The following is a 2,637-nucleotide window of genomic DNA, read 5'->3' on the forward strand; positions in this document are numbered from 1 at the left end:
CTCCCAACCTCCCCCATCAAGGGGGAGGTGTCCGGCCGGTGATTGAGGTGAAGTACAGCCACAAACTGGATGCAGCACCTCCCCCTTGATGGGGGAGGCCAGGAGGGGGTGAAGCGGCAAACGCTGAGTTTTCTACTTATATTCGATCGTCGCCTTCTCGATCTTGTCCGGGTTGGCCACGGCGCCATTGGCGCTCTGCGGGCCCTTTTCGAGCGCATCGACGGCTTCCATACCCGACACGACCTTGCCGAAAACGGTGTACTGGCCGTCGAGGAAGCTCGCGTCGGCATAGGTGATGAAGAACTGCGAATTGAACGAGTTCGGGTCCTGCGCACGCGCCGCACCGACGACACCGCGCTGGAAGCTTTCCGAATTGAATTCGGCCTGGACGTCGGGCTGGTCCGAACCACCCATGCCGGCACGCGACAGGTCAAAGCCCGGAGCGCCGGTCTTGCCGAACTTCACGTCGCCGGTCTGGGCCATGAAGCCATCGATCACGCGATGGAACACCACGCCATCATAATCGCCGGCCTCGGTCAGCGCGATCACGCGTTCGACGTGCTTGGGCGCAATCTCTGGCAGCAGCTCGATATCAACCGTGCCGTCTTCGAGGGTCAGGATGAGATGCGGCTTGCCTCCCTGCGCCATGGCCGGCACGGCGGCGAGGGCAAGGGCGGCAACGGCGATGCCGGAGAACAGGCGACGGGAGAAGGTCATCATGATGCTTTCAGAGCCTTGAGGACGATTGGCGGAACGAAGGCGGAAATATCACCACCCATCTCGGCGATCTGACGCACCAATGTGGCCGAGATATGCCGCACGGGCGGACTCGAGGGCAGGAAAACGGTCTGCAGGTCCGGCGCCATCTGCGCGTTCATGCCCACCATCTGCATCTCGTAATTATAGTCGGTCGTGTCCCGGAGGCCTCGAATGATCAGCTTGGCGCCGTGTTCGCGCGCTGCCGTCACCATCAGGCCGGAGAAATCGACGATCTTGAATTCGGTATTGGTCCGCAGGCCGACCGGACCCAGCGCCTGCTGCAGGATCGCGTGGCGATCCGCGTGGGAGAACAACGGGTTCTTCTTGGTGGCGCTGACGCCCACCCCGACAACCAGCGTGTCCACCAGCTTGCAGGCGCGCTCGATGACGTCGAGATGCCCGTTGGTCAGTGGATCGAACGAACCGGGATAAAACCCAACCAGACCGTTCATCGGCCCCTCCCTTTTGTATTCATTCGGGTTTTGTCACGCGCCGCGATGTGAGGCAAGCGTAACGGCCCCCAGCACGACCAGCACGACGCCGCCGGCCACAAACGCCACCGGCGTGCCCCACTGGCTGGCGATAAAACTGCCGATCAGCGGCGCGGCCAGCATTGTCGTCGTGATCACCGCCTCGCCGGCGGCGAAAACGCGGCCAATCCGGTCGGGCGGCGCGTCCTCCTGCACGATGGTACGATAGGGCACGAGCATGAATGCCGTCGCCCCGCCCATGAAGCAGAGCACCAGCAGAAACGCCGGAAGCTGCACCGACAGGCCCATCAGCGCCGAAACCGCGATCGCGACCGTCGTTGCCCCCGAAATCACCGCCGCCAGCGACATGGCCAGCATTGGCCGCTTGCTCGCCATGCTACCGGCCACCAGCGCCCCGACAAGGCCACCAAGACCAGACGCGGAAATCGAGAGACCGAACGCAGTGGCGTCGAACCCAAAGCCTTCCGCCAGCAGCGCGATCAGGGCGTCATAGAGGAAGAACGCGAAATAGGCGCAAGCCGAAAAGATCAGCGCCACCATCAGCCGCCGGCTGCGCCGGAACTCGCTTATCCCCTTGAGCGACTCGGTAAAGAACGCCCCATGTCCACCTTCGGGCGCCGGCCGCGCGGGCAGCACCACGGTGATGGCAATCAGCGTTGCAACGAGCGAGAGCCCGGCATTGAGCATGAAAACGTTCTGCGCCGGCCAGAAGGCCAGCAAGAGGCCACCCAGCGCGGGACCGGCAATTTTCGAAGTCTGGTTGATCGCCTGGTGGAGGCCATTGGCTACGCCGCGCAGATGTTCGGGCGTACTGGCCTGGATCGCTGCCTGGCGCGCCGGGGTGAAAGCAGAATCGATGCAGCCACGCAGGAAAACCAGCGCAAGGAGCACCAATGTGTCTCCGGCAAAGGCAAAACCAAGCGTTGCGAGGCCACGCCCGAGATTGCTCAGCACCAGCACGCTGCGCGTTGGCGCGCGGTCGACCAAAACGGCGACGAAGGGCCCGACCAGCACATAGGGCAGGCTCAGCGCCAGCGCGAACATGGCCAGCGCCACGGGCCCCTCGCCCCAGGCGAAGACCACCAGCGCCACGACCGCTGCATAGTCGAGCCAGTCGGAAAAATCCGCCGGCACGCTGGCAAGCGCCAGCCGCCGCGGCACCGGCAGTTTGAGAAGCGCGGCGTAGCCGCCCTTGGTCGCGTCAGACATCAACCTTGAAACCCAGCTCGATCTCGCTCGCCGGCTTGCCGGTCAGCCCCCAGTTTTCCCGGGGCACCTCGTGCAGGATGACCTTGATATCATGCGGCGCGAGCCCGAACGGGCTGAGCTCCGCGACGAGCGCTGCATAGAGCCGGCGCTTCGCCTCGATGCTGCGGCCGGTGAACAG

Annotated in this window: 4 protein-coding genes; all 4 read right to left on the reverse strand. The window is 64.1% G+C overall.

What is annotated here, in order from left to right:
* Positions 1–132: 132 nt before the first annotated feature.
* Positions 133–717: a peptidylprolyl isomerase gene (locus J0I64_RS08515; RefSeq protein WP_291407160.1), complete on the reverse strand. Its 585-nt coding sequence runs from the start codon at positions 715–717 to the stop codon at positions 133–135.
* On the reverse strand, positions 717–1,211 hold the full coding sequence (gene coaD, locus J0I64_RS08520) for a pantetheine-phosphate adenylyltransferase (RefSeq protein ID WP_291407157.1): 495 nt from the start codon (positions 1,209–1,211) through the stop codon (positions 717–719). The genes J0I64_RS08515 and coaD overlap by 1 nt, the downstream gene beginning before the upstream one ends.
* A gap of 33 nt (positions 1,212–1,244) precedes the next feature.
* Complete coding sequence (locus tag J0I64_RS08525; protein ID WP_291407158.1) at positions 1,245–2,459, reverse strand: MFS transporter; 1,215 nt, start codon at positions 2,457–2,459, stop codon at positions 1,245–1,247.
* On the reverse strand, positions 2,452–2,637 hold a 186-nt coding region (locus J0I64_RS08530), incomplete at its 5' end, for a tautomerase family protein (RefSeq protein WP_291407159.1). The genes J0I64_RS08525 and J0I64_RS08530, both read right to left, overlap by 8 nt.

Origin of the sequence: Devosia sp., assembly GCF_017307565.1 — a bacterium.
Classification (GTDB): Bacteria; Pseudomonadota; Alphaproteobacteria; order Rhizobiales; family Devosiaceae; genus Devosia.

What these genes read in the sequence shown, in the direction of transcription:
- J0I64_RS08515 (WP_291407160.1), bottom strand. Translation starts at nt 717, where the DNA reads ATGACCTTCTCCCGTCGCCTGTTCTCCGGCATCGCCGTTGCCGCCCTT.
- coaD (WP_291407157.1), bottom strand. Translation starts at nt 1,211, where the DNA reads ATGAACGGTCTGGTTGGGTTTTATCCCGGTTCGTTCGATCCACTGACC.
- J0I64_RS08525 (WP_291407158.1), bottom strand. Translation starts at nt 2,459, where the DNA reads ATGTCTGACGCGACCAAGGGCGGCTACGCCGCGCTTCTCAAACTGCCG.